The sequence below is a fragment of the Streptomyces sp. NPDC015661 genome, from assembly GCF_043077765.1.
In the GTDB taxonomy this organism is placed as follows: Bacteria; Actinomycetota; Actinomycetes; order Streptomycetales; family Streptomycetaceae; genus Streptomyces.
Window position 1 is genome coordinate 385,319 of sequence record NZ_JBIBST010000002.1, and the last position, 24,847, is coordinate 410,165.

General features: G+C 71.5%; 23 protein-coding genes. 14 read left to right on the forward strand and 9 right to left on the reverse strand.

The window, feature by feature from the left end; all coding sequences use genetic code 11:
- Positions 1 to 43 precede the first annotated feature (43 nt).
- From ACF07V_RS06370 to ACF07V_RS06390, 5 genes are read left to right on the forward strand one after another with little or no spacing between them, the layout of a single operon-like run.
- A complete protein-coding gene (locus tag ACF07V_RS06370; protein WP_392151724.1) occupies positions 44 to 1,423 on the forward strand; it encodes an ABC transporter substrate-binding protein in 1,380 nt (459 codons plus the stop codon).
- Positions 1,420 to 2,316: a carbohydrate ABC transporter permease gene (locus tag ACF07V_RS06375; protein ID WP_392151725.1), complete on the forward strand. Its 897-nt coding sequence runs from the start codon at positions 1,420 to 1,422 to the stop codon at positions 2,314 to 2,316. The genes ACF07V_RS06370 and ACF07V_RS06375 overlap by 4 nt, the downstream gene beginning before the upstream one ends.
- On the forward strand, positions 2,313 to 3,164 hold the full coding sequence (locus tag ACF07V_RS06380) for a carbohydrate ABC transporter permease (RefSeq protein WP_392151726.1): 852 nt from the start codon (positions 2,313 to 2,315) through the stop codon (positions 3,162 to 3,164). The genes ACF07V_RS06375 and ACF07V_RS06380 overlap by 4 nt, the downstream gene beginning before the upstream one ends.
- A gap of 2 nt (positions 3,165 to 3,166) precedes the next feature.
- Positions 3,167 to 4,936, forward strand: a complete 1,770-nt coding sequence (locus tag ACF07V_RS06385) for a glycoside hydrolase family 36 protein (RefSeq protein WP_392151727.1) — start codon at positions 3,167 to 3,169, stop codon at positions 4,934 to 4,936.
- Positions 4,933 to 5,931 carry a LacI family DNA-binding transcriptional regulator gene (locus ACF07V_RS06390; protein ID WP_392151728.1) on the forward strand — a complete coding sequence of 333 codons (999 nt, stop codon included), beginning with the start codon at positions 4,933 to 4,935 and terminating at the stop codon, positions 5,929 to 5,931. Before ACF07V_RS06385 ends, ACF07V_RS06390 begins: the two co-directional genes overlap by 4 nt.
- A 59-nt stretch (positions 5,932 to 5,990) precedes the next feature.
- Here the strand turns inward: ACF07V_RS06390 and ACF07V_RS06395 are convergent, their stop codons facing one another.
- The 4 genes from ACF07V_RS06395 to ACF07V_RS06410 form a co-directional block, all read right to left on the reverse strand.
- Entirely contained in the window at positions 5,991 to 7,226 is a 1,236-nt protein-coding gene (locus ACF07V_RS06395; RefSeq protein WP_392151729.1) for a cytochrome P450, read from the reverse strand.
- A 24-nt stretch (positions 7,227 to 7,250) separates the two neighbouring features.
- On the reverse strand, positions 7,251 to 8,624 hold the full coding sequence (locus ACF07V_RS06400; RefSeq protein ID WP_392151730.1) for an NAD(P)/FAD-dependent oxidoreductase: 1,374 nt from the start codon (positions 8,622 to 8,624) through the stop codon (positions 7,251 to 7,253).
- Positions 8,625 to 8,631: 7 nt separating this feature from the next.
- Positions 8,632 to 8,859 (reverse strand): ferredoxin, encoded by a 228-nt coding sequence (locus tag ACF07V_RS06405; RefSeq protein WP_392151731.1) that lies wholly within the window; start codon positions 8,857 to 8,859, stop codon positions 8,632 to 8,634.
- A 110-nt stretch (positions 8,860 to 8,969) separates the two neighbouring features.
- Positions 8,970 to 9,602 carry a hypothetical protein gene (locus ACF07V_RS06410; protein WP_392151732.1) on the reverse strand — a complete coding sequence of 211 codons (633 nt, stop codon included), beginning with the start codon at positions 9,600 to 9,602 and terminating at the stop codon, positions 8,970 to 8,972.
- A gap of 313 nt (positions 9,603 to 9,915) precedes the next feature.
- On the opposite strand from ACF07V_RS06410, the gene ACF07V_RS06415 reads away from it, so the two are divergent.
- Positions 9,916 to 10,797 (forward strand): META domain-containing protein, encoded by an 882-nt coding sequence (locus ACF07V_RS06415; protein ID WP_392151733.1) that lies wholly within the window; start codon positions 9,916 to 9,918, stop codon positions 10,795 to 10,797.
- A 169-nt stretch (positions 10,798 to 10,966) separates the two neighbouring features.
- On the opposite strand, the gene ACF07V_RS06420 is transcribed toward ACF07V_RS06415, so the two are convergent.
- Both ACF07V_RS06420 and ACF07V_RS06425 read right to left on the reverse strand, forming a co-directional pair.
- Positions 10,967 to 11,197, reverse strand: coding sequence for a DUF899 family protein (locus ACF07V_RS06420; protein WP_392151734.1), 231 nt, complete (start codon positions 11,195 to 11,197; stop codon positions 10,967 to 10,969).
- A gap of 5 nt (positions 11,198 to 11,202) precedes the next feature.
- Positions 11,203 to 11,700, reverse strand: coding sequence for a DUF899 family protein (locus ACF07V_RS06425; protein ID WP_392151735.1), 498 nt, complete (start codon positions 11,698 to 11,700; stop codon positions 11,203 to 11,205).
- Between the two features lie 461 nt (positions 11,701 to 12,161).
- Here ACF07V_RS06425 and ACF07V_RS06430 point away from each other — a divergent pair, with 461 nt between their 5' ends.
- Positions 12,162 to 12,968 carry a DUF2182 domain-containing protein gene (locus ACF07V_RS06430; RefSeq protein ID WP_392151736.1) on the forward strand — a complete coding sequence of 269 codons (807 nt, stop codon included), beginning with the start codon at positions 12,162 to 12,164 and terminating at the stop codon, positions 12,966 to 12,968.
- 596 nt (positions 12,969 to 13,564) lie between these two features.
- On the forward strand, positions 13,565 to 14,752 hold the full coding sequence (locus ACF07V_RS06435; RefSeq protein WP_392151737.1) for a low temperature requirement protein A: 1,188 nt from the start codon (positions 13,565 to 13,567) through the stop codon (positions 14,750 to 14,752).
- A 316-nt stretch (positions 14,753 to 15,068) separates the two neighbouring features.
- Here the strand turns inward: ACF07V_RS06435 and ACF07V_RS06440 are convergent, their stop codons facing one another.
- Positions 15,069 to 15,494, reverse strand: coding sequence for a nuclear transport factor 2 family protein (locus tag ACF07V_RS06440; RefSeq protein ID WP_392151738.1), 426 nt, complete (start codon positions 15,492 to 15,494; stop codon positions 15,069 to 15,071).
- 86 nt (positions 15,495 to 15,580) lie between these two features.
- On the opposite strand from ACF07V_RS06440, the gene ACF07V_RS06445 reads away from it, so the two are divergent.
- The 3 genes from ACF07V_RS06445 to ACF07V_RS06455 all read left to right on the forward strand — a co-directional run bounded on the left by ACF07V_RS06445 (position 15,581) and on the right by ACF07V_RS06455 (position 18,106).
- Positions 15,581 to 16,144, forward strand: a complete 564-nt coding sequence (locus ACF07V_RS06445) for a TetR family transcriptional regulator (RefSeq protein ID WP_392151739.1) — start codon at positions 15,581 to 15,583, stop codon at positions 16,142 to 16,144.
- A gap of 304 nt (positions 16,145 to 16,448) precedes the next feature.
- The gene (locus ACF07V_RS06450; protein ID WP_392151740.1) at positions 16,449 to 17,771 is read left to right on the forward strand and encodes an ammonium transporter; all 1,323 of its coding nucleotides are present in this window, start codon (positions 16,449 to 16,451) and stop codon (positions 17,769 to 17,771) included.
- Complete coding sequence (locus tag ACF07V_RS06455; RefSeq protein WP_392151741.1) at positions 17,768 to 18,106, forward strand: P-II family nitrogen regulator; 339 nt, start codon at positions 17,768 to 17,770, stop codon at positions 18,104 to 18,106. Before ACF07V_RS06450 ends, ACF07V_RS06455 begins: the two co-directional genes overlap by 4 nt.
- 315 nt (positions 18,107 to 18,421) lie before the next feature.
- Here the strand turns inward: ACF07V_RS06455 and ACF07V_RS06460 are convergent, their stop codons facing one another.
- Positions 18,422 to 19,345 carry an NADP-dependent oxidoreductase gene (locus tag ACF07V_RS06460; RefSeq protein WP_392152365.1) on the reverse strand — a complete coding sequence of 308 codons (924 nt, stop codon included), beginning with the start codon at positions 19,343 to 19,345 and terminating at the stop codon, positions 18,422 to 18,424.
- 129 nt (positions 19,346 to 19,474) lie between these two features.
- On the opposite strand from ACF07V_RS06460, the gene ACF07V_RS06465 reads away from it, so the two are divergent.
- Positions 19,475 to 20,575, forward strand: coding sequence for a GlxA family transcriptional regulator (locus ACF07V_RS06465; protein WP_392151742.1), 1,101 nt, complete (start codon positions 19,475 to 19,477; stop codon positions 20,573 to 20,575).
- 459 nt (positions 20,576 to 21,034) lie between these two features.
- Here ACF07V_RS06465 and ACF07V_RS06470 read toward each other — a convergent pair whose 3' ends face one another.
- On the reverse strand, positions 21,035 to 22,093 hold the full coding sequence (locus tag ACF07V_RS06470) for a hypothetical protein (RefSeq protein ID WP_392151743.1): 1,059 nt from the start codon (positions 22,091 to 22,093) through the stop codon (positions 21,035 to 21,037).
- Positions 22,094 to 22,320: 227 nt separating this feature from the next.
- Between ACF07V_RS06470 and ACF07V_RS06475 the strand changes: the two genes are divergently transcribed.
- Both ACF07V_RS06475 and ACF07V_RS06480 read left to right on the forward strand, forming a co-directional pair.
- Positions 22,321 to 22,830, forward strand: a complete 510-nt coding sequence (locus ACF07V_RS06475; RefSeq protein WP_392151744.1) for a GNAT family N-acetyltransferase — start codon at positions 22,321 to 22,323, stop codon at positions 22,828 to 22,830.
- A gap of 730 nt (positions 22,831 to 23,560) precedes the next feature.
- Complete coding sequence (locus ACF07V_RS06480) at positions 23,561 to 24,655, forward strand: magnesium and cobalt transport protein CorA (RefSeq protein ID WP_392151745.1); 1,095 nt, start codon at positions 23,561 to 23,563, stop codon at positions 24,653 to 24,655.
- Positions 24,656 to 24,847 lie beyond the last annotated feature (192 nt).

Here is a 24,847-nt window from a genome sequence, read left to right on the forward strand (position 1 = left end):
GCTCCATTGCAAGTGGAGAAGCCCGCTTGTACTGTCCCGGCTCATGACACACAGCGACCGCAACGGAGCGGACAGACCGATCGGACGCAGAGGCGTCCTGCGCACGGGTGGCGCCCTCGCCGCCACCGGCCTCGGGGGCCTCGCCCTCTCGGCCTGCACCGGCACCGGCACCGGTGGAGGCACGGGCCGGGCGGGCGACCCGAAGAAGGGTGAGATCACCGTGTGGTCCTGGCAGGGGCCCGCCACCGAACTCAAGGCCCTCCTGCCGGACTTCAACCGGGTCTACCCGGACATCAGGGTCACGGTCCAGGACATCGGGAACCCGGCCATCTGGGACAAGATCACCGCTGGTCTGGCCGCGGGCGGCCAGGGGCTCGCCGACGTCCTGCACATAGGCGTCGACTACCTTCCCGGCTACGTCGAGCGATTCCCCGGCGGCCTCGCCGACCTCGGCCCGCTCGGCGCCACCCGGCACAAGGACGCCTTCGCCGCAGGCCTCTGGCAGACCGTCTGCCCCGACGGCAAGCGTGTGAACGCCCTGCCCTGGGAGGCCAATTCGGCCGGCTTCTACTACCGCGCCGATCTCTTCGAGAAGGCGGGCGTCGACGCCGATGCCCTCCAGACCTGGGACGAGACGATCGAGGCCGGCAAGCGCCTCAAGGCCAAGACCGGCGTCCACCTCCTCGGCATCGACAAGCCGGCGTCCCAGCCCGACGCCGCCAACTTCTTCCAGATGCTGCTCCAGCTCCAGGGCGCCTTCTACTTCGACCTCGAAGGCCGGGTCACCCTCGACTCGCCCGAGGCCGTGCGGGCCATGACGCTGATCAAGACCATGAACGACGCCGGTCTCGTCAGCGACCTCGCCGGCGGCTGGAACGCCCTCATGAGCTCCCTCAAGCAGGGCACCAACGCCGTCGTGCCCTGGCCCACGTGGTTCGGGGGCATCGTCGAGGAGCAGGTGCCCGCCGAGGCCGGCAAGTGGAAGGTGCGGCTCCCGCCCGCCGTGCGCCGCGGCGGCCCCACCGCCGCCACCGTGAACTCCACCCACCTCGCCGTCGCCGGCAGCAGCAGGCACCAGGCGGCCGCCTGGTCCTTCGTCGAGTTCGCCCTCACCCGCCCCGCCTCCCAGGTGCGGATCTACCGGGGCAAGGGCATCGCCCCTGCGCTCATGAAGGCCTACGACGACGCCGTGTTCCACGAGCCCTCGGCCTTCTTCAGCGGCCAGAAGAAGGGCGAGATCTTCCTCGCCGCCCTCAGGGCGCCCTCCCCGGCCGTGAACTACACCTCCGACTACGCCCGCGCTCTCAAGCTGGTCACCGACGCGCAGTCCAGGGTCCTCCTCAAGGGCGCCGAACCGGCGGCCGTGCTCCGCGAGGCGGCCGCCGAACTCGTCCGCCAGACCGGCCGGAAGGCCGCCCGATGAGCCTGGCAACACCGCTCCCGGCCGCCGCCCGCCCCCGGCGGCGCGGCCGGGCGGCCCCGTACCTCTTCGTGCTGCCGGCCCTGCTGCTCTTCTCCGTCTTCAAGCTCTACCCGATCGGCTGGTCCTTCGTGATCAGCCTGCACCGCACCGTCGCGGGCACGGAGACCTTCGTCGGCCTCGACAACTACCGGCGGCTGCTCGACGACCCGTTGATGTGGACCGCGCTCCGCAACACGGCGATCGTCCTCGCCGTACAGGTCCCCCTGATGCTGGCCCTCGCCACGGCCCTCGCCGTCGCCCTGAACTCCACGCTCCTGCGCGGCCGCCCGGTCTTCCGGCTGGGCTTCTTCCTTCCGATGGTCACCGGACTCGTCGCGTACGGCATCGTCTTCTCCGTCCTCCTCAACAAGGACTACGGCCTCGTCAACTGGCTGCTCGGCCTCGTCGGCGTCGACCCCGTGCCCTGGCTCACCGACGGCCTGTGGGCCCGGATCTCCCTGGGCCTCGCCCTCACCTGGCACTACACCGGCTACAACGCCGTCATCCTGCTCGCCCGCCTCCAGACCGTGCCCGCGGAGCTGTACGACGCCGCCGCCGTGGACGGGGCCGGCGCCCTCGCCGCCTTCCGTCACGTCACCCTGCCCGGGCTGCGCCCCGCACTGCTGCTCACCACCGTCCTGTCCACCATCGGCACGCTGCAGCTCTTCGACGAGCCGACGGTCCTCACCGGCGGCGGCCCCGACAACGCCACCCTCACCATCGGCGTGTACCTCTACCGCAACGCCTTCACCTACGCGGACTTCGGCTACGCCTCCGCCCTCGCCTACGCCCTCACCCTGCTCATCGGCCTCCTCGGCCTGGTCCAGTTCCGCCTCCTGGGAGACAAGTCGTGAGACACGCCATGACGAACCGGGCCCCGGACCGGCGGGCCGGCCGCTCGCTCCTGCTCACCTCCGGCCTCGCGATCGCCCTCGCCGCCGTCGCCGTGCCCTTCTACTGGCTCGTCGTCGGCGCCACCCACAGCTCGCGCGAACTCTTCACGAGCCCGCCGCCCCTGCTTCCCGGCGGCCACCTCGCCGAGAACCTCGCCACCCTCCAGGACACCGCCCACTTCGGCCGGGTCGTCCTCAACTCCCTCGGCATCGCCACTGTGTACACGCTGCTCGCGGGCACGGTCTGCACCCTCACCGGATACGGCTTCGCCACCTATCGCTTCCGCGGCCGCGAGGTCCTCTTCGGGCTGCTCATGCTGGGCCTCGTCGTGCCCACCCAGATCACCCTCGTGCCGCTCTTCCGCATGATGGCCGAGCTCCAGTGGCTCGGCACCTACCAGGCCGTCATCGCCCCCAACCTCGCCCTGCCTTTCGGCATCTTCCTCATGCGGCAGTCCATGGCGGCGCTCCCGACGGAGCTGCTGGACTCCGGCCGCGTGGACGGCTGCGGTGAGCTGCGGCTCTTCCTGAGGGTCGCGCTGCCGCCGATGCGGCCCGCCCTCGCGGCCCTCGCGATCTTCCTCTTCCTCTACCAGTGGAACGACTTCGTGTGGCCGCTGATCGTGCTGCGCGACGAGCTCACCTTCACCATCCCCGTCGCCCTCGCCTCCCTCCAGGGACTCGACGAGACCGACTACGGCGCCATCCTCGCCGGAACGTCGGTCGCCGCCGTCCCCATGGCGGTCGTCTTCCTCCTCCTCCAGCGCCACTTCGTCTCCGGCCTCCTCGCGGGCGCCGTCAAGGAATGACCATGACTCTCCAGGCCCGGGCCGACGAGCCCGTGACCACCGCACACGAGACCCCGGTGCCCGCCGAACCCCTTCACGACGCGGTCTCGATCGCCCTCCTCTCCCCCGGCACCACCCCCTCCTGGACCCTGACCCGCCTGCCGGACGGACTGCTCGCCCTCGACGTCCACGCCCCCGGCGTCCCCGTCGAGGTCCGCCTCTCCGTCCCCCTCGGCGACGCGGCCGGCTACTGGCATCCGCAGGGCGGCTGGCGCCGCACCCTCGTCCCCGACTGGGCCGGGCGGGCCGCCACCTGCCTCGTCGACGGCCCCGCCGCCGGCTCCCTTTACGAGCACTCCGGCGCCACCCTCCTCACCTGGGCCGCCGCCGACCCCGTCACCGAAGCCACGATCCGCTTCGGCGTCTCCGAGGAGAACGACACCCACGTCGTCCACCTCCGGCTGCCCCCCGCCGACCGGCCCCACCGCCTGCTGCTCGCACCCCGCTCGGCCTCCGTCGCCGCCGCCCTGCGCCCCATCCGCGCCCACCTCGCCGCCGCCCGCCCGCCGATGCACGTCCCGGACACGGCCCGCGTCCCCGTCTACTCCACCTGGTACGCCTTCAACCAGAACGTCACCGCCGCCGCCGTCGAGAGCCAGGCCGCCCTCGCCGCCGAGCTCGGCTGCGGGGCGCTGATCCTCGACGACGGCTGGCAGGCGTACGGCAACGGCCGCGGCTACGCGGGCGTCGGCGACTGGCGGCCCGATCCCGCCAAGTTCCCCGACCTCGCCGCACACGTGGCCGCCGTCCGCGCCCACGGCCTGCGCCACCTCCTCTGGGTGGCGCCCCTGCTGCTCGGCCCGCAGGCCGACTGCCACGACCGGTGGGCCGCCGCGGCCCCCCGCCCCGCCACCGTGCCCGGCGCCCACGTCCTCGATCCCCGCCGCCCCGAAGTGCGCCGGCACGTCGTCGACCTGTGCGTCTCCCTCGTCCGCGACTACGGACTCGACGGGCTGAAGCTCGATTTCCTCGACGAGGCCGCCGTCTACGCGGGCGACGGCGGCGGCGACGTCGGCCACGCCATGACCCTCCTCCTCGACGGGCTGCGGCAGGAGCTCGAGGCCGTCCGGCCCGGGATCCTGCTGGAGCTGCGCCAGCCGTACACGGGGCCGGGCATGGCCCCGTACGGGAACATGCTGCGTTCCTTCGACTGTCCGGCGGACGCCACCGCCAACCGGGTGAACACGCTCGACACCGCTCTCCTCGCGGTCGGCGGCGCCGTCCACTCCGACATGCTCATGTGGTCGCACAGCGCCGGTACCGAGGCCGTGGCCAGGCAGCTGATCGGGGCCCTGCACGCCGTACCGCAGATCTCCGTACGCCTCGACGAGGTGCCCCAGGAACACCGGGAGACCGTGCGGTTCTGGCTCGGGTGGTGGCGTCGGCACCGCGAGCTGATCCTCGACGGCGAGACCGAGCCGGGGCGGCCCGACGAGCTGTACCCGCTGGTGCACTCGGCCCGGGGCGAGGAGTGCCTGATCAGCGTGCACGGCGACCGGGTCGCGACCCTCGACACCGCCGCGTACCGCACCTTCCATCTGGTGAACGGTTCCGGTAGGGACCGGGTGATGGTCGAGGTCATCGGCGGCGGCGGACCCGTGAGGGCCCGGGTCCACGGCCCCGACGGCCGTATGATGAATGATCCGCTGACGCTCCTGCCCGACGGACCACGGCCCCTGGCCGTCCCGCGCGGCGGCCTGGTGTCGCTCACACTCACGGAAGGACCGCGATGAAGGTCGGCATCACCGACGTCGCAGCCCGCGCACAGGTCAGTGAGGCCACCGTCAGCCGGGTGATCAACCGGCGCCAGGGGGTGTCCCGCAAGACACGCGAGGCGGTCGAGCGGGCCATGGCCGAACTCGGTTACGAGCGCCCCACCCAGGGCCAGCTGGTGGCCGTCGTCACCGAATTCGTCTCGAACCCGTTCTTCGCCGACGTCGCCGAGCGGATCGAGTCCGCGCTCGCCCCGCACGGCCTCAAGACCGTCCTGTGCCCCGTCTTCCCCGGCGGCGTCCAGGAACTGGACTTCCTCACCGCGCTCATCGACAAGGGCGTGGCCGCCGTGGTCTTCCTCTCCGCCTCCAACACGGTCGAGGGCTCCGACACCGAGAGCTACGAGCTGCTGCGCCAGCGTCGCGTCCCCTATGTCGGCATCAACGGCGAGTTCGCCGACGGCGTGCCCGTGCCCGTCTACTCCACCGACGACACCCTCGCCGCCGAGTTGGCCGTCGACCACCTCCACCGGCTCGGCCACCGCCGCATCGGCATGGCCTCCGGCCCCGCCGGGAACCGGCCCGCCGACCGGCGGGTGCGCGGTTTCGTCGAGGCGATGGCCCGGCGTGGCGCCGAGGACGCCGAACGGTGGGTCGTCCGCCAGTCCTACACCGTGGAAGGCGGGCAGGCCGCCGCCGCGGCCCTCGTGGCGCAGGGCGCCACCGCCATCGTCGCCGCCAGCGACTACATGGCCCTCGGCGCCATCCGGGGCATCCGGCGGCAGGGCCTCTCCGTGCCCGCGGACGTCTCGGTGGTCGGTTACGACGGCTCGACCGTCACCGAGTTCACCGACCCCGCCCTCACCACCGTCCGCCAGCCGGCCGACCGGCTCGCCCTGGAGGTGGGCCGCAGCGTCCTCGCCCTGGTCAGCAACCGCGAGGTGCCGACCGGCGAACTGCTCTTCGACCCGGAGCTGGTGATCCGCGCCTCCACGGGACCGGTGCCGGGCACCTAACCGGGCACCGGAGGTCCGCCGAGCCGGCGCCTGACGAGGGGTGAGGCGTCCGCCACCCCCTAGGGACGGATCCCGTCGCAGGCGATCCGCAGATGGCGCGGACCGCGCAGTACGGCGTTCTGGCGGTACGGGGGCGGGTCTTCCAGCAGGCGTGGGTTGTCGAGTCTCCTGGCGAGCTCCGACAGGGCGAGCTGGGCCTCCAGTCGGGCGAGCGGTGCGCCGAAGCAGCTGTGGATGCCGCTGCCCAGGCCGAGGTGCTGGATGTCCGGGCGGTCCGGGTCGAAGCGGTCCGGGTTCTCGAAGCGCTGGGAGTCGCGGTTGCCGGACGCCAGGACCAGCCAGAGGGTGGAGCCCTTCGGGATGGTGACGCCGCGGACCTCGATGTCGGCGAGAGTGGTGCGCTGCGGCAGCAGCTGCACCGGCGGCTCGAAGCGCAGGAGTTCCTCGACGATGGGCACGGCCAGGCGCGGTTCTGCCCTCAGCCGCTGGAGGACGTCGGGGTTCCGCAGCAAGGTCAGCATTCCGTTGGTGATGAGGTTGACCGTGGTCTCATGCCCCGCGATCAGGAGCAGAGCCGCGGTGCTGAGCAGTTCCATCGTGGTCATCGGGCCGTCCTGGCCCTTGGCCGTCGCCAGTTGGGAGAGCATGTCGTCCCCGGGGTTCTTGCGGCGCTCCTCGATCAGGCCGGCCAGGTACATGCCCAGCTGCATCCGGGCCTCATGCGCGCCCTTGCCGCGGTCGGCGGGATCGGCGTCCGGGTCGGGGTCCAGGCTGGCGGCGAGGGTGTCCGCCCAAGTGTGGAAGCGCGCCTCGTCCTCGCGCGGCACTCCGAGCAGCCTGCAGATCACCGTCACCGGGAACGGGTAGGAGAACTCCTCCACCAGGTCGATCCGGCCCGGGTCGTCGAAGCCGTCGATGAGGCCGGCGACGATGTCGTGGAGCTCCGGACGCATCCCGTCGACCCGGCGGGGGGAGTGCGGCGGGCCGAAGTGCCGGTTCGTCATGCGTCGCATCCGGTCGTGCTCCGGCGGGTCGAGCCGGAGGAAGCCCGGCGGCAGGGCACTCTCCTCAGGGGCCTGCTCGGCCAGCGGGTCAGCGCTGCTGGACGCCAGGTTGCGGGCGTCGGAGCTGATCCGGGGATCGTGCAGAAGGCTGCGGATCTCGTAGTAGGTGCTGATCACGTACGGCCCGTCGCCGTCGTGGTGGACCGGTGTCTTCCGCAGCTCTTCGTAGATCGGGTACGGGTCGGCCCGATTGGCGTAGTCCAGGATCTGGTGCAACAGGGTGTGCGTCATGGCAGGTCCTTGTGGCCGTACGGGTCAGTGCGCGGGGGTGAACGTCATCCGGCGGTCGGCCGGCGAGTATCCGCTGAGGGTCACGGTGGGGCCGTGGCTGGGGACCGACGGGTCGGGGAAGTCCGCGTCCATCGGCCGTTGTCCGTCCGCGTGCCGGTCGACCGTGGGGAACTGCGGCGGGAACGGCGCGGTGCTCTCGATGAGTTCCTTGTAGAACGGCAGCCATCGCCCGTGGTCGAAGGAGACGGCACCGATGACGCGCCCCTGGTATCCGTAGACGCCGACGAACCGGCGGCTGTCCAGCGAGCCCTGCGAGATCAGGATCTCCGTCGCCATCGACGGTACGCCGACCGACTTGATGTTGACGCCGAACTGGGAGGACCAGAAGGCCGGCACGTCCATGTGCGGCAGTCGGTCGGTGCTCTCGCTGAGCATGTTGTGCGCCGCGATCCCGGCCTGGGCGACGGCATTGCCCCAGTGCTCCAGCGACAGGAACTGGTAGCCGAACAGGGGGTGGGGGCAGCGGGCGACGTCGCCCGCCGCGTAGATGTCGTCGGTGACGATTCCGCGGATGTCGAAGGCCCGGCAGCCGGCATCGCAGGCGATGCCGCGGGGGCCGGCCCCGAGCCCGGAACCGTTCAGCCATTCGGTGTTGCGGAGGGCACCGAGCGAGACGACCACCACGTCGGTCTCCACGGTGGAGCCGTCGGACAGATGCGCGGCGCGCACCCGCCCCGAGGCGTCACCCTCCAGAGCGGTCACCATGACCCCGCACCGCAGGTCCACACCGTGCTCGCGCTGGAGGCCCGCGGCCACCGCGGCGACCACCCCACCCAGTGCGCCGACCAGGGGCGCGGCGCCTCGTTCGGCGACGGTGACGGGCAGGCCGCGTTCCCGGCAGGCGGAGGCGACCTCCGAGCCGGCGAACCCTCCCCCGATGACCAGGACCCGCTTGGGTCCGTCGTCGAGCCGCCGGGCGAGCGCGGCGCCATCGCCGCGGGTCCTCAGCACGAAGACGCCGTCGAGTTCTGCCTCCTCCTCGCGCGGCCACGGCCGAGCCCGGACGCCGGTGGCGATCAGCAGCCGGTCGTACGGCACCTCGTCGCCGTCGGCCAGCCGCACCCTCCTCGCCGCCATGTCCAGGCCGGTGGCGGGAACGCCGAGCCGCCAGGTCGCGTCGACGGATCGGAGCCGGGGCAGCGCGGTGCGGTCGGCGCGCGCCCTGCCCAGCAGCACCCCCTTGGACAACGGCGGCCGGTCGTACGGTTCGCAAGGCTCGTCGCCGATCATGGTCAGTGACCCCGCGAAGCCCTCGGCGCGCAGTGTCTCGGCGGCCCGCAGGCCTGCCAGCGAGGCGCCGACGACGACGATGCGGCCCTCGCGTTTCAGCTGCTCCAAGGCTCCGTCACCGAGCACCGGACACCGCCTCGGCCGACTTCTCGTCCACGGCGTCGACGAGGATGGCCTGAACGGGACAGGCCGCGGCGGCCTGGGCCAGCTTCTCGCGCTGCGTCTCGTCGACGTCCGGGTCGTACAGCAGCGCCTCGTCGCCGTGCATGGTGAAGATCTCCGGAGCGAGGAACGCGCACTGTGCGTACCCCTGGCAGCGGTTCAGGTCTACGGCAACGCTCACCATGGAATCGGTCCTCTCCAATGGCCCGGTCAGGCCCCTGTGCCACTCTCGTCGGACGGGAGGGTCACAGCGACGGGGAGCGGACCGTTCGGGTGAGCCGTGCGGCCCGATCAGGTCGAGGCGGCGGGCCGTGCCTCGGCGGAACGCCGGCCCCACAGGCTGTTCAGGCTGAGGATCAGCACCCAGGCCGGGAAGACCAGCTCCGACCAGGGCACGCTTGCTCCCACCACCAGCAGCGTCAGGCCCGCCAGATAGCCGACGACGACGAGCGGGCGCGGGAGCACACCGAGCCGGCGTCCGATGGTCGACGTCGTGATGACGAACACCGCTGCCATCCGCATGGCGTACGTGGTCAGCAGGGCGTATGCGACATCGCGGCCGAAGGAGGAACCCTGCCCACCGCCCTCGTCGAGCACGCTCCAGGCCGCCGCGGCGGCGCCGAACAACGTGGCGACGAAGACCAGACCGCTGCCCAGGAACACCGTGGAGACGAACTTGTCCTCGCGTTCGCCCCCCTGCTCGCGCAGGGCGCCCATGAACCACAGGAACGCGATCCCGGCGAACGGGACCAGCTCCAGCGCCGTCCGCACGGTGCTCCGTTGCCGTGGGTCGACGGCCACGTCGACGCCGCTCGGCAGGGCGATGCGTACCAGGACGATCGCCGTGGCCGTCAGGATCGCGAACACGACTCCTGCCACCCCGGCCGCCCAGGGTGTCGCGAGGCGCTTGTGCTTCCGCTCCATGGTCTCCCGCTCTCTGCCCGCACTTCCTTCCTCCAGACACCCGTGACCGCGGGACGCGCGCCACTCGTATCACCCGGGAGAAACAGCTCGGTGCGCCGTACAGGCCATGGCAGGGCCGGGTGAGGTACGGCACTGATCACCTTCGTCGAGACGGATCACTGGCTCCCACGGCCAGGGCCCGAAAAGGAGCAATCGTCAGGAGTTGTGGATCGAGCGACGTGTGATCAGGCGGCCGCCGCGGCCGGGCCGCCGGTACCACGGGGCCGAGGAGGGACACCACAACCCTGGGCGGGCCGCGTCCGTCTGACACTTCATGCATGTAGCTGTCAAACGTGGATTCCGCGCCAGAACCATCGTCGGAACTCTCCTCACCGCCCTGCTCCTCATCAGCGCCTGCACGCCGACGGGCACGAGACGGGCCGCGGCCCCGCCCACCCCCAAGGGTCCCGGCGGGAACGGGGGGCTGCTGGTGGGGGCGCGCTGGTACGTGCAGTGGGTCACCGTCGACGGGCGGACGATCACCGCGCCGCCCCATGCCGCCGCATGGGTCGAGGCCGGCTACGACAACACGACCGAGGGCAGCTACGGGTGCACCCCGTTCAAGGCGGCCACCACCGTCACCGAGACAACGCTCACCGTGGGCGAGACAACCGACGGGACGGCCCCGGCCGGGCGGTGCCCGGCGTCGTATCTCGCCTTCGAGGAGAAGCTGCGGAAGCTCCTCAGCGGGCCGCTCGACATCAGCCGGCGCGTCGACGACCTGACGATGGACCTGAGGAATCGGAGCGGCGACTACGTCGCGGTGAAACTGATTCGGCCCGAGGGGCTCTTCGGCTCCCGATGGCGGCTGGACCATCTGGTCGCGGGCGACTCCGTCGTGCCGATCATCGGCGGCAAGGAGGTGTACTACGTCTTCCATCGGGACGGGACCGTCACCGGCAGGGCCGGCTGCAACGACTTCACCGGCAGGGCCACCTTCGACGGCGACGTCCTGTCGATGTACCGGCTCACCGCGACAACCCACCGGACGTGCTCGCGAGAGCTCATGGAGCAGGAACGCGGCCTGCTGACGGACGAGAAGGAACCGCGCCGGATGGAGTGCCTCAACGTCCTGACCCACTCCTTCGAGGCCACCGACCAGACCCAGGGCCTGAACTACTTCGGGTACAACTGGGTGGCGATGTCCGACGGCTAGGGGTGTTCCGAAGGTTCCGCACCCGGGGAAGGTTGCCCTGAGAACTGCCTCGGTCTGGGCCGTGACCTTCCGGAGGCGGTCGGAGAAACGGCCTGGCACGAGCAGTACGCACCGGGCGGAACCGACGGTTTCCGCGGATCGCCGGAGGAGATCGCGAAGGGCCCCTCGCTCAGGCTTCCTCGTACTCGTCGTGCCGGCGCAGCCAGTGGGTCTCCTCGCCCTCCTCGTGGCGGCCCAGCGGCGCGCGGTCGAGGAGGCCGTAGTAGGCCATGGCCGGCTCAAGGCCGCGGGCGGTGCTGACGTACGTCCGGTAGACCGTGCCCTCCGACAGCGCGTAGCAGCTCAGCCCGGGGCCTTCGGTGACGTAGCCGAGCACGTCCGTGCCGCACGCCTCTGCCATCTGGCTCACGGTCGCGGGAATCTCGCCTGCAGGAACGGTCTCAGCTCCTCCTCCGTGTGCTGGAAGCCGAGGTCGCGGTGGAAGTCACCGCCGCCCGCGGAGACCCAGTCGAAGCTCCAGCCCATCCGCTCCCGGTAGGCGAGGAGTCTGTCGACCGGCGCCCGCGACGAGCAGATCAGCGTCACGTCGCGAGCCTTGAGGTGAACCGCGTTGGGATCGAGGGTGTCCGCGATCGAGGAGCACACCGGGCATCCGGCCTCGTACGGCGGACCGAACATGAAGTGGTAGACGAGCAGCTGCGAGCGCCCCGCGAAGAGGTCCGCGAGCGACCCGGTCCCGCTCGCGGTCTCGAAGCGGTAGTCCTTCTCGACCCGTACCCAGGGAAGATCCCTCCGCTTCCGCGCGAGCTCGTCGCCGCGCCGCGTGAGTTCCTTCTCCTGGGCGAGCAGCTCCTCCCGGGCTGCCTCGAACTCCTCCTGCGTGCCGACCCTGTGCTCGCGCATCGCCTTTCCCTCCTGTGCGGGAGGACAACAACCCCCGCGGCGGGCGGTCTCACGCAGCGGCTGCCTCAGCGCCTGCACCGGCGGACCGGTCCGGCCCTATGTCCACCGTACGCGCGGCGGCGAACCTTCGAGAACCGCTCACGGCCCTCATGGCCCAGCCTCGGGCCACGTCGACGGCCTTCGTCGTCTCCGAACAGTCCGCGACGGCGACGCTTCCAGCTCCTGCACCATTGATACGGGGGGCCAGGTCGTCTGGTCCGCCGACCGCGTCCTCGATCGGCCTCCCGTGGGAAGCGGGGCCGAGCCGGACGCAAGCCCTCGCGCCCTCCCGACACCGCTGCTCGGCCGCCCGCCGCTGCGCCCCGGCCGACGCCGCGGAAGCCGTAGGCTCTGTCCGCCGGGTGGCACTGGCGCGCGCAGGCGACGGTGTGCTGTCCTGGAAGTGCCTTCAGGGAGGCCCCATGCGTTCCGTCACCGTGGAGAAGCAGCCGCTGCGGCCCGGGGTGTTGATGCCTGCGAGGGATCTGGCGGTGGCGTGGGGCCTGATCGCGGTGATCGCGGCGCTGGCCTGGGTGATCACGCTCGGGCAGGCCCGTGACATGGGGATCGGGCCGGGCACGATGGGGATGCCCCTGCCGTTGTTCCTGCCGCTGTGGCTGGCGATGATGGCGGCGATGATGCTGCCCTCGGTGGCCCCGGTGGCGGTGACCTGGGCCAGGGGCATCGCCCGGCAGTCGAGCGGGCTGAAGCGGGCGGTGCGGACCACGGAGTTCCTCGGCGGGTACCTGCTGGCGTGGACGGCATTCGGGCTTCTGGCGTACGTCGGACTGGCGCTCACCGGCGGCCTGGTCGACCGCGACCCGCAGGCCGGCAAGTGGATCGGCGCGGCGGCCTTCGCCCTGGCGGGGTTGTACCAGCTGGGGCCGCTGAAGTACGTGTGCCTTCGGCACTGCCGCAGCCCGATGGCCCAGCTGATGCGGTATGCGGGCTTCCGACCGCCGGTGCGCGACCTGCGGGTGGGGCTGCACCACGGCGGGTACTGCGTGGGCTGCTGCTGGGCCCTGATGGTGGTGTTGGTACCGCTCGGGGTGATGAACGTGGCGGCGATGGCGGCGATCGCGGTGGTGATCTTCCTCGAGAAGCTGTGGCGGCACGGCGCGCTGCTGGCCCGGGTGACGGGCGTGGCGTTCCTGGTACTGGCCGCGCTGGCGCCGTTCCAGGACTGGCTGCTGCCGGGACTGACCCCGAGCGGGATGACGACGATGTGATGTGGCGGGCGGAGGAGACCCTTCGGCCTCCTCGGCGGTGTGGCGGCGCGGTTCAGGCACGCCCCTTGGGTGCTCCCCCGCCGGCTCGCTACTGAGACGAAGCCGGCCTTCTCCCCGTGGACCGGTTCGAATTCCAGGCTGGTTTCCTCAGCTCAAGCCTCGGGTGCGGGTTCGGCGGGCAGGGCCCGCTCGTGGTGGCGGATGGTGCCGCACCGGATGCAGGGTGTGAGCCGACCGGCCTCACGGCTCATACAGCCTCAAGCGCTCGGTCGTGGTCCGGAATCCTGCGGAACTCAGCTCCGCTGTCACGGCACGGATCCTCATCGCCGGGAAATCACGAACGCCAGGGCCGCCCTCTGCCCGAGTCCCGAACCTCATGGGTGACCGCATGACCGGTGGCCGTGCGCAGCAATGCCGTGTCGGGGCTGCCACCGTGCTGGACGGTATCGGCGACGAGCTCGGTCCCGGCGCCTCCGGAAAAGCCCCGTTCCGCGTCCGGCCGCCGTTCGGTGAGCATGGCTCGCCTACGCGTGACCTGATTCGTGATCTGATGCGCTCAGACCGAGCCGCTGTCGAATTCCCACTCGGATGGCCCGATGAGCACTCCGCACACCCCCGCGCCGTTGCCCTCGCCCACGTCGGAACCGGAGCCGGAGCCCCGACACGCCGGATGGCTGGAACTCTTCTTCGATCTGGTCTTCGTCGCCGTCGTCGCCCAGCTCTCGCACGGTCTCCACGGCGACCCCGGGTGGCGCGAGTTCGGTGTGTTCCTCGGCCTCTACTTCCCGCCCTGGTGGATGTGGGCGAACCTCACGGTCTCCGCCAACCTCTTCCAGGACGACAGTGCCCGCCGCCGCGTCGTCATGCTGACGGCGATGCTGTGCCTCGCCGTGATGGCCGCCGCGGTGCCCGAGGCCGACGGGGACCGGGCCCCCGCCTACGCCCTCGGCTACGCGGGCACCCGCCTCGTCCTGCTCGCCCTCTGGTGGCCAGCCACCCGTTTCCCCGCGCCCCGCACGCTGCCCCGCTGGCGGCCGCTGACCTACTGTCTGCTCTCCGGGCTGCTCTGGGCCGGCTCGGCGGCGGTTCCGGCCCCCTGGCGCTACGGGATGTGGGCCGTCCTGCTCCTGGCGGAAATGGTCCTGTTGCTGACCGCGCGTGGGCGAGGCATCCCGGGGCGGGTCCACACCGGCCACCTGGTCGAACGGGTCGGCCTGTTCGTGATCATCGTCCTCGGCGAGTCGGTGCTGGCCCTCATCACCGCCACGGACCACACCTGGACCGCCCGGGCCGGGATCGTGGCCGTGCTCGGATTCGTCCTGCTGGCCGCGTTGTGGTGGTCCTACTTCGACTTCGCCTCGACCGCGGCGGAGCGCGTCATGGGCACCGCCGGCACACGCGAGGCCTACCTCCTCGCCCGTGACGTGGGCGGCTTCCTGCACTTCTTCGTCACCGCCGCCGTCATCTCCATGGCCGCCGGACTCGCCACGGCCGTGGAGGAGTCCAGCCATGACCATCTGGCGAGGGGCGCGGTGTGGGCCCTCGCCGGCGGGTTGGCCGTCTATCACGGAGCGCACGCCCTGATCGCGCTGCGGTTCGGCCGGAGACTGCGTGAGGTGGCGGTCTGGGCCGTGCCCGGGATCGCGGTCCCCCTCCTGGTGGTTCTCGGCGCGGACGTACTCGCTCCGTGGTTTGTGGTGCTGCTCCTCGCGGCCGAGGCCATCGCCCACCTGCTGTACGCGAAGGCCGCCCTGTCCCGCCGTACGCCCGCCGGCACCACCTAGCGAGTCCGTCCGCATGCGCGGAATGGCTCCGGGGCGTGCCGGGCGACGGCTGAGCCGTAGCCGATGGGCTCGCCGGTCTTGAAATGGACCGCTTCCAGGCGGGCATGACGCCCTGGCACTCAAAGGTTTGATGGACACGCGCGAGCCGCAGCTCGGTGTCGTGGACGGCGATGCCGATCGGCGACGAGGCGAGGAGGCCGTCCGTCCAGCACCGTGGTGGACTCCTCGTCCGGTCAGTCATGCGGTCGGGCGTCAGGGCCGAACGAGCTGAGGGCCGTCCCCTTCGAGGCAGGCTGCCGCTGTACTGGTCGGGCCTTCAGTTTCTGGCGCCGGCGACGCCCAGGCCGTCCATGTAGTCGCGGACTCGTGTGATCAGTCCGTTGTGGACGTGGAGTATCAGGAGGCCGGGGACGGTGAACGTGGTGGCCTTGGCCGGCAGCCTTCCCACCACGACATGCTCGGCGACGATCACTTCGGGATCGGCGGTCTCGTGAGCCGCGACTCTCCTGACCTCCTCCACCTGGACGGGGCTGGCGCCCCAGGCTGCCCGGTATCCGGCGCGCACAGCCTCACGACCTTCGAAGCTCGGGGGGAAGCCGGGTGAGGCGAACGGGAACTCGTGCACCGCGTCGATGGAGTAGAGATTGGCGAGATCGTCCGGGGACTTGTCGAGCATGGCTTGGTAGTAGCAGGTCAGCACCTCGTGAGGGGTGCGAACAGCAGGTGTATCCAGATGCGACACGGGGGTTGTTCCATTCGCTCAACACTTGTTGACTCACTCACCGTAGGGTCGGCCGGAAGTTCGGTCAACGGCTGTAGAGTGAATCGGTGTCCACTTCTCGCCAGCCCCGAGCCGACCGACGCCGAGCGACCGAGGTGCGCATCCTTGACAGCGCCCGGGAGCTGTTCGCCGAGAAGGGATTCGAGCGCACCACCATTCGCGCCGTGGCGGCCGCGGCGAGCGTCGATCCGGCTCTGGTCATGCAGTACTTCGGCTCGAAGCGGGAGTTGTTCAGCCAAGCCGTGCGGGTGGTCCCCGCCGCGCTGACGGCCACTGACACCGACGAGCTCGTTGATCAGCTGCTGGCCTCGCTCGGCCTCAAGCTCGGCGGTCTTCCCGAAGGCACGCTGGCGATGATGCGGTCCATGCTCACCGACCAGGCTGCAGCCGATCACGTCCGTGCCGCTCTCGGCCGGCAGATCGACAGCGTCGGTTCCGCCCTGCCGGCTGCCGAGGATCCCGAACTGCGTGCCGCACTGGTTGTCACCGCGTTGCTGGGCGTGACCATCGGCCACCAGTTCCTCGGCCTGGCCGCGCTTCGCGAGGCCCCTGCAGAGCACATCGCCGCGCTGCTCCGCCCGGCCATCAAGGCCCTGGCCGGCCTTGCCTGATCTACCCCACCGGGTACAGCCATCCAGCACCCCCAGCGCCCTCAACAGCGCGACCAGGTTCGCTGAGACGGAAGCCCGAACGACTCGGTTCGTCGAGAAGACGCCTCGATTGAGTGAGACGGGACACCGGCGCGAGGTCATTTGGGCACGGGCCTCGCAGGGCCGGTGGGCACGCGCGGAGCCGCCGCACTGTGAGGACCAGGTAATCCCCGCGCAACACGAAACACAGCGGAAATGCCTGTGTACGCATCGCGAAACGCGCCGCCGTGAGGCTCTCCCCCTGACCCGTAGGAGGAGACCGTTGATGCCCCTCGCCGCCGCACCCCGGCTCGACACCGGCGACACCGCCTGGCTGCTCGCCGCCACCGCGCTCGTTCTGCTGATGACCCCGGGCCTGGCCCTGTTCTATGCCGGCATGGTCCGCACGAAGAGCGTCCTCAACATGCTGATGATGAGTTTCGTGTCGATCGCCCTGGTCACGGTGGTCTGGCTGGCCGCCGGCTACTCGCTCGCGTTCGGCGACGACGCCTTCGCCGGCGTGATCGGCGGGCTGGGACACCTCGGCATGGCGGGCATCGGGCCGGACAGCCTCACCGGTACGGTTCCCACCCTCCTCTTCGGCACGTTCCAGCTGACCTTCGCGATCATCACGGCGGCGCTGATCAGCGGCGCGGTCGCGGACCGCACCAAGTTCGCGGGCTGGCTCGTCTTCGTACCGGTATGGACGCTCCTCGTATACGTTCCCGTGGCGCACTGGGTGTGGGGCCCCGGCGGCTGGATCACTCACTCGCTGGGCGCCCTCGACTTCGCGGGCGGACTGGTCGTCGAGATCGCGTCGGGCGCCTCGGGCCTCGCGCTGTGCCTGGTGCTCGGTCCGCGCATCGGCTTCAAGAAGGACGCGATGCGGCCGCACAATCTGCCGATGGTGCTGCTCGGCGCGGGTCTGCTGTGGTTCGGCTGGCTCGGCTTCAACGGCGGCTCCGCGCTGGGCGCGAACGGCCTGGCCGCCGCGTCCGTCCTCAACACCCTCGTCGCCGGGTGCACCGGCCTCCTCGGCTGGCTCTTCGTCGAGCAGCGGCGCGACGGGCACCCGACCACGTTCGGTGCGGCGTCCGGCGCGGTCGCCGGCCTCGTGGCGATCACTCCGGCGTGCGGGGTCGTCGCCATGCCGGGCGCGGCGGCGATCGGGCTCGCCGCGGGCGTCGTCTGCTCGTACGCGGTCGCCTGGAAGTTCCGCTTCGGCTACGACGACTCCCTCGACGTCGTGGGCGTGCACTTCGCCGGCGGTGTCGTCGGCACGCTGCTGATCGGCCTGTTCGCCACCTCGGTGATGACCGGCGGCAAGGAGGGGCTGTTGTACGGTGGCGGGCTCGGCCAGCTCGGGCGGCAGGCCCTCGCCGTGGCGGCCGTGGCGGCGTACACCTTCCTCGTCACGTACGGCATCGGCAAGGCTCTCGACCGGGCGATGGGGCTGCGGGCCTCCGCCGAGGAGGAGTTGACGGGACTCGATCAGACGCTGCACGCGGAGACCGCTTACGATCACGGCGTGCTCGGCCACGGCGCCGCGCCGCTGCACGCCGCGTCCCCCGTCACCTCGCTCGTCAAGGACAGGAAGCCCTCCGCATGAAGCTGATCACCGCGATCGTCAAGCCGTTCCGCCTCGACGAGGTGAAGACCGCGCTCCAGGAACTCGGCATCAGCGGGCTGACGGTCACCGAGGCCAGCGGCTACGGGCGCCAGCGAGGACACACCGAGGTGTACCGGGGCGCCGAGTACCGCGTGGACCTCGTCCCCAAGGCACGAATCGAGGTCGTCGTCGAGGACGCCGACGCGGAGCCCGTCATCGACGCGATCGTCCGTGCCGCCCACACGGGCAAGATCGGCGACGGCAAGGTGTGGGCGGTACCCGTGGAAACGGTGGTGCGCGTACGCACGGGGCAGCGCGGCCCGGACGCGCTCTGACGTACAGGGTGCACCGCGCTGCGGGCGCTCTGCGGCCATGCCCACGGCACCGTACTGGGTCAGCCGCTCCGCCCACGCCCTTCGCCACCACCCGCCCGGCACCGCGCCGCCCGTGACCGGCGGGCACACGCATCAGCCCCTCCCGTTGCTCTGGGCCTCGCGCCAGGGCGTGACCCGGCGCGGTGGCCGGAGGAGCCAATGTGGTCGGCGTGGAAGAACCGTTGGGCGTCCTCGGGCCCGGTGGCTGCGACCGTCTTCGTGGTCAGGCGGGTGTCGCCGACGAAGACGTGCTTTGGGCGTCCGGCCGGGGCGGGGTCAGGCGACCGTCAGGACGATCTTGCCCGTCGTGCGGCCCAGCTCGCCGATCGCATGGGCCTCCGCGGCCTCGGCGAGCGGCAGCACGGTGTCGACCACCGGCCGCAGCACGCCGCGCTCCACCAGGCCCGCGATCTCTCGCAGGCCGAGGTGGTCGGGTTCGACCAGGACCCACGCGGCCGTGACCCCGTCCTGGGCGGCGGGCACGTCGTCCGGGCCCGGCAGCGTGATGAGCCTGCCGCCGCCACGGAGCACCTTCAGAGAGCGCACGGCCGTCTCTCCTCCGAGCCCGTCCAACACGACGTCGATGTCGGAAACGACGTCCTCGAAGCGAGCCGTACGGTAGTCGACCACCTCGTCGGCGCCCAGTTCTCGCACCAGGTCGTGCTTGGCCGCGCTCGCCGTGCCGATGACGTACGCACCGCGGGCCTTGGCGATCTGCACGGCGAGGTGCCCCACCCCTCCGGCCGCGGCATGCACCAGTACGCGCTCGCCGGGGCGGACGTCCGCCGCGTCGACGAGAGCCTGCCAGGCGGTCAGGGCGGCGAGCGGCAGCGCGGCCGCCTCCACGTGCGTGAGGGACGCCGGCTTCGGCGCGAGGTGGCGCGCCGGTGCCACCACGTACTGGGCGTACCCGCCCGCCTGGCGCGGGAACAGCGGCATCCCGAAGACCTCGTCGCCGCGGCGGAAGATCCCCACGCCGGGGCCGACGGCCTCGACCGTGCCGGACACGTCCCAGCCGACGACGGGCACGTCGCCCCATCCGATGAGGGCGCCGCTCGCGCGGGTCTTCCAGTCCACCGGGTTCACCCCGGCCGCGTGCACCCGCACCAGGACCTCGTTCAGGCCCGGCTCGGGGCGCTCCACCTCGCGCTCGACCAGGTTCTCGGGTCCGCCCCACTGCTCCACGACCACCGCACGCATGTCGTCCGCCTCGCTTCTCTGTCTCATCGGGATGCCGCCGGATCCCTTCCGGCGGCGACCGCTCCACGATCGGGCATTCCGCCCCGGAGAGGTGTTGGCCTCCTAGCCACTATGTGACAGGATCTGGCCATGACCGAGATACCGGGAACGACCACGGGGGACGAGCGGACGGAAGAGCGGGCGGAAGAGCAGGGGGAAGTGCAGGCGAGGCCGCACCGCATCGCCGTGCTCGCCCTCCCGGGCGTGCCCCCCTTCGAGCTGGGCATCCCTTCCCGGGTCTTCGGAAGCGTGGAGGACGCCGAGGGCAGGCCCCTCTACGAGGTCACCGTCTGTACGGCCGACGGCGCCCCTGTCCTCAGCGACGCCGGTTTCACCGTGCAGCCCGCGGCCGGCCCGGAGGCGCTCGCCGAGGCCGACACCGTGATCGTCCCGCCCACGCACGCCATGCCCGAGCTGAGCCGCGGAGGCCCCCTGCCTCCCGAGGTCGGCGCCGCCATCGACGGGATCAGGCCGGGCACCCGACTGGTGTCGATCTGCTCCGGGTCGTACGTGCTCGCCGCAGCCGGACTCCTCGACGGCCGGCCGGCCACCACCCACTGGAACCTGGCCCCTGAGTTCCGCCAGGCCTTCCCCGAGGTCAAGCTCGACGAGGAGGTGCTGTTCGTCGACGACGGCGACGTGCTGACCTCCGCAGGCGTGGCCGCAGGTGTCGACCTGTGCCTGCACATGATCCGCCGCGACCACGGCGCCGCGGCCGCCAACCGCGCCGCCCGCATGTGCGTCGTACCGCCCTGGCGAGACGGCGGGCAGGCCCAGTTCATCGACCGTCCGGTCCCCGAGCCCACCCTGGCCAGTACCACCGCCACCCGCGCCTGGGCCCTCGAACACCTCGCGGAACCGCTCACTCTGGCCCGCCTCGCCGAACACGCCCGGATGAGTCTGCGCTCCTTCACCCGACGGTTCCGCGACGAGGTCGGCATGACGCCCGTGCAATGGCTCACGGCGCAGCGGCTCGAACTCGCCAAGCAGCTCCTGGAAACAACCGATCTCCCGGTGGACCTGGTGGCGCACCGCGCCGGGCTCGGTTCCGGGAACTCCCTGCGCGTCCACATGAGGACCGCGTTCGGCATCTCCCCCACTGCCTACCGCCGTGCCTTCGGCGGCGACGGCACCGGCGAAGGTGACGATCTCGGCGCTGCCGGGGCAGGGGCCTCCCGCCCTCGGCGTTGACGGTCTCTCGGGTGACGCGTCGTGCGGAGTAGGGCGAGGCCAGGAGGACGCAACCAGGTGCCCTCTCGGGCTCCTGCGCCGCCCGCCCCTGCGGTGACCGGCCTCCGAGGTCCGCCGCTTCCGCGCGGCTGGCTCTCGCCGCACGGGCGGGAGGAGCACGGGGGCCGCCGTTCAACCACGGCCCTCTCGCCGCACGGGCGGGAGGAGCACGGGGGGCCGCCGTTCAACCACCGCCCTCTCGCCGCACGGGCGGGAGGAGCACGGGGGGCGCCGTTCAACCACGGCGCCCCGCCCGCACCACCGCCCCGCCCGGGCGCGTGCGGCCGGTCCTCACGCCACCCACGACCCATCGTTCGGACAGGCCCCAGGCCGCCTCTTCCGGATCGCTGCACCCACCAGGTGAAAGGGACGGTGATGGTGAGGCGGCGCATCGCCGCGGCGGTGCGTCCCGGGAGGCGGTCAGCCGGTCGGCAGGCCCAGCCCGTAATAGGTGACGTGGTAGCCGTCCACGTACTCCGCCTCGCCGCCGACGATCAGGTCGGTGGGTTCGCTCGCGCCCGCCGCCCTGGCCGTGGCCACGAGCATCTCGGCGAGTGCGCGGCCCTTCGGCTCGCCGGGGCCGCCCGCGTCCACACGCCACACCGGATCGTCGTCGCCGAAGACCGAGGCCGTGTGCGGGAATTCGGCGACCGTGCCCCAGCCGAGTGCGGCCGGATCGACGTCGTCCGGGGCGAAGCAGGCGATCGAGAGCCGGTCGCCGCACACCACGTCGAAGAGGAGGGGCGCGCTTCGGCCGTTGCGCCCGTAGAACGGCATCCCGATCCGGACCCCCAGGGCGCTGGTCTCGGCAGGCAGCGCTCCCAGGAAATCTCCCAGCGACCGGGTGACGGTCTCCCAGCTGCGGGCGGTCCATCCGCCCGGGAAACCGAGGCCGACGTTGGCCTGGTCACGGTTGCTGCCGAAGAAGCCGCTGATCGCGTGCTCCTCGCCGACGCCCTGACGCCAGAACCAGTTCTCCGCGGGGTCGGTGGGTTGCAGGACCAGCTCCGGCCCCGACTTCCCGGCGCGCAGTTCGAGCGTGTTCGGCCTGCCGCGCCAGCGCAGGAAGGGGGCGCCCCAGAGCGGCTCGCTGTCGTAGAAGGGGCCCATGTCACCGTGCGAGCCCATGATGGACGGCTTGCCCAGCGCGGCCGTCACCTCCTCCTTCGCTGCCCGGAAGGATGCCGCCTGCGCTGCGGCGTCCGGCGCGGGAACCGACAGTGGCACCGCGAGCTCCACGTACGACTCGCCGTCGACGTAACGCTTCTCGTACTCGCCGACCGGACGCAAGCGAGCGTCGCCCGAAGACCGACCAGTGATCAGCACGGGAGCGTCCGAGGTGCCGCCCCAGGCCCACCCCAGATGGGCCGCCACAGCCCTCACACCCTCCGGCGTCCAGCCGTCGGTGTCTGCCGCGAGGAGTCGCCTGGCGAGCTCCCCCACGGATTCCTCTGTCGTGCTTCCCAGTTGTACGTTCATCGGGCCATCGTGCCGCATCCCGGGCCAGCTCCCTGCAGGGTGCCCAGCGACAGCCGGGAGTTCCCCCGGCGGCGTGCAGCGGGTAGGTGTCCACCCTCCAGTCGTGCCTGGCGAGGGGTTCGGCGCGGAGACCGGGTCGACAGGCAGACGCCCTTGGGGCTGAGTCCAGGAAGAACGTCGCGCGCGGCCCGGGACCGCTCCCCCGCGCTGGAACGTAGGCTCCGGACATGACCGTACTGTGCGGCGACGCCCTCGAACTCCGGCCTTCCAAGCCCCACGACGTCCCCGGGCTGGCCGCGATTCGCGCCACCCCCGAAGTGCGGGCCCGCTGGCGCGGCGGCCCCGACTTCGCAGCCGAGGTCGCGGAGGAGCTGGCTGATCCCCGCACGCACCGCCTGACCATCTACCAGCAGGACCGGATCATCGGCATGATCCAGTGGCACGCCGAGGAAGAGCCCGACTACCGGCACGCCGGCATAGACATCTTCCTGGACCCTGCGGTACACGGTCGCGGCCTGGGAACCGACGCCGTCAGGACCCTCGCCCGACACCTCATCCACGATGCCGGTTTCCACCGGCTCGTCATCGACCCGGCCGCCGACAACGCCGCCGCCATCCGCTGCTACGCGAAGGTCGGCTTCCGGCCTGTCGGCGTCATGCGGCAATACGAACGCGGGCCCGACGGAACCTGGCACGACGGCCTGCTCATGGATCTCCTCGCCGAGGAGATCACATGACCCCCGGTTTCCGGGATGCCGGGCGCGCCGCAGCCCGCTCTCCAAGCACCGGTCGGCGCCCTGCCGTGCCTGTCGACTTCCTCAACCACAGGGCGTGATCTCGCTACGCGCTGATCCCGGACGGGTCGACCGTGACCACGAAGTCCGCAGCCGCGGCAGCACGGGCCACCGTGTACGGCTACCCCCGCCGGGGACAGGGCCGGGACTGAAGAAGGCGATGGAGGGCTTCCGGCAGCTCGCCGGGGCGCATGAGCGCGTCCCGGCCCCTCGGCATGCGGATCGCAAGCCCTGGCGGAGCGCGACGCAAACGCCCAGGTCGATGACCTTCTCGCGCGGGGCGCGCCTGCGAACGCAGAGCGGTCCACGCTCATCTTCCAGGTCCGCGAGCCGTTGTTGGTGCCTTGCTCGTCCCGCTGCCGGACCGGGCGTGACGCTCGTGCCGCAGTAGGACGGCGCGACGCCTCCCCGCGACAACCGGCCGAAGCCCTCGGCACACGCCTCCCCGAACGTCGGCGGGCCACGGTGCGGCCTCACCGCGGCCCGCCGACGTTCGGACGGATGTCCCCTCGATCTGCCGGGCGAGCGCCTGAGCGCCCGCTCCGTAGCCGGGCATTCCGTCCTTCTTCTTACGCGTCCACGCACGTAGGGTCCCCGGTGGTGCGCACAAGGCGCCCTGGCCGGCGGTGGCACCCTCCGGCACACGGACCGGACCTCCCGAAGGAGCAGCAGCATGTCAATGGTCGGGAGCCTGCGCAAAATGGCCCGCCTGGCGCGGCGAACGCGACGCGTGGACCTGAGCCACCCGGCCCGCTCACCGCTCGGCACCACGGTCGTCAACTGCGTCGCCTACCGCGACGGCCGCCGGCTGACCGGCAAGGACGGCATCGAGGAGTCCCTGCGGCGGGTCCGCAAGCACAAGGACGGCTTTCTCTGGATCGGCCTGCACGAGCCGTCCGAGGAGGAGTTCGCGGGGATCGCAGAACTGTTCGACCTGCACCCGCTGGCCGTCGAGGACGCCGTGCACGCCCATCAGCGACCCAAGGTGGAGCGGTACGGCGAGGTGCTGTTCGCCGTTTTCAAGACGGTCACGTACGTGGATCACGAGCAGCTGACGGCGACCAGTGAGGTGGTCGACACCGGCGAGATCATGGTGTTCACCGGCCCCGACTTCGTCGTGACCGTCCGCCACGGCCGCCACGGCTCGCTCGGCCCGCTGCGCGAGGCCCTGGAGTCCGACACGGAGCAGCTCGCCAAGGGGCCGTCGGCGGTGCTGCACGCGATCGCGGACCATGTCGTCGACGACTACCTCTCCGTCGTCGACGCGGTCCAGGGGGACATCGAGCAAGTGGAGACCGATGTGTTCTCGCCCCACGGCTCCAAGACTGCGGACGCCGGCCGCATCTACCAGCTGAAGCGCGAGCTCCTCGAACTGAAGCGGGCCGTGACCCCCCTCGCCCGCCCGCTCACGGTCCTCGCCACCGAGCCCTGCCCCTCGGTGGACGCCGACATAAGGCCGTACTTCCGCGACGTCGCCGACCACCTCGCCCGCGCCACCGAGCAGATCGGCTCCTTCGACGGCCTGATCGACTCCATCCTCCAGGCCCACCTCGCCCAGGTGACCGTCGCCCAGAACGAGGACATGCGCAAGATCACCGCCTGGGCCGCCATAGTCGCCGTCCCCACGATGGTCTGCGGCGTCTACGGCATGAACTTCGACCACATGCCGGAACTCCGCTGGACCTACGGCTATCCACTGGTTCTCGGCGTCATGGCCACCGCCTGCTTCGTCATCCACCGCGGCTTCAAACGCAACGGCTGGCTGTGACTCCACGGCACTCCGCCGGCGGAGCCGCTCGGCGTCGCAGGCCTCGGGCAGGTCAGGCATGCCCGGGCGGGTTCGATTCCGGAGAGCGGATCGTCGGCGACCGGGCCCCACAGGGCCCGCGGCCCGCGCCGGATCACCGGGCCGATCGCGGCGAGCAGCGGGCGGCCGCGCATCGACGACAACGCCCTTCTC

What these genes read in the sequence shown, in the direction of transcription:
- ACF07V_RS06370 (WP_392151724.1), top strand. Translation starts at nt 44, where the DNA reads ATGACACACAGCGACCGCAACGGAGCGGACAGACCGATCGGACGCAGA.
- ACF07V_RS06375 (WP_392151725.1), top strand. Translation starts at nt 1,420, where the DNA reads ATGAGCCTGGCAACACCGCTCCCGGCCGCCGCCCGCCCCCGGCGGCGC.
- ACF07V_RS06385 (WP_392151727.1), top strand. Translation starts at nt 3,167, where the DNA reads ATGACTCTCCAGGCCCGGGCCGACGAGCCCGTGACCACCGCACACGAG.
- ACF07V_RS06390 (WP_392151728.1), top strand. Translation starts at nt 4,933, where the DNA reads ATGAAGGTCGGCATCACCGACGTCGCAGCCCGCGCACAGGTCAGTGAG.
- ACF07V_RS06395 (WP_392151729.1), bottom strand. Translation starts at nt 7,226, where the DNA reads ATGACGCACACCCTGTTGCACCAGATCCTGGACTACGCCAATCGGGCC.
- ACF07V_RS06410 (WP_392151732.1), bottom strand. Translation starts at nt 9,602, where the DNA reads ATGGAGCGGAAGCACAAGCGCCTCGCGACACCCTGGGCGGCCGGGGTG.
- ACF07V_RS06415 (WP_392151733.1), top strand. Translation starts at nt 9,916, where the DNA reads ATGCATGTAGCTGTCAAACGTGGATTCCGCGCCAGAACCATCGTCGGA.
- ACF07V_RS06420 (WP_392151734.1), bottom strand. Translation starts at nt 11,197, where the DNA reads ATGGCAGAGGCGTGCGGCACGGACGTGCTCGGCTACGTCACCGAAGGC.
- ACF07V_RS06425 (WP_392151735.1), bottom strand. Translation starts at nt 11,700, where the DNA reads ATGCGCGAGCACAGGGTCGGCACGCAGGAGGAGTTCGAGGCAGCCCGG.
- ACF07V_RS06430 (WP_392151736.1), top strand. Translation starts at nt 12,162, where the DNA reads ATGCGTTCCGTCACCGTGGAGAAGCAGCCGCTGCGGCCCGGGGTGTTG.
- ACF07V_RS06435 (WP_392151737.1), top strand. Translation starts at nt 13,565, where the DNA reads ATGAGCACTCCGCACACCCCCGCGCCGTTGCCCTCGCCCACGTCGGAA.
- ACF07V_RS06450 (WP_392151740.1), top strand. Translation starts at nt 16,449, where the DNA reads ATGCCCCTCGCCGCCGCACCCCGGCTCGACACCGGCGACACCGCCTGG.
- ACF07V_RS06455 (WP_392151741.1), top strand. Translation starts at nt 17,768, where the DNA reads ATGAAGCTGATCACCGCGATCGTCAAGCCGTTCCGCCTCGACGAGGTG.
- ACF07V_RS06460 (WP_392152365.1), bottom strand. Translation starts at nt 19,345, where the DNA reads ATGCGTGCGGTGGTCGTGGAGCAGTGGGGCGGACCCGAGAACCTGGTC.
- ACF07V_RS06465 (WP_392151742.1), top strand. Translation starts at nt 19,475, where the DNA reads ATGACCGAGATACCGGGAACGACCACGGGGGACGAGCGGACGGAAGAG.
- ACF07V_RS06470 (WP_392151743.1), bottom strand. Translation starts at nt 22,093, where the DNA reads ATGAACGTACAACTGGGAAGCACGACAGAGGAATCCGTGGGGGAGCTC.
- ACF07V_RS06475 (WP_392151744.1), top strand. Translation starts at nt 22,321, where the DNA reads ATGACCGTACTGTGCGGCGACGCCCTCGAACTCCGGCCTTCCAAGCCC.
- ACF07V_RS06480 (WP_392151745.1), top strand. Translation starts at nt 23,561, where the DNA reads ATGTCAATGGTCGGGAGCCTGCGCAAAATGGCCCGCCTGGCGCGGCGA.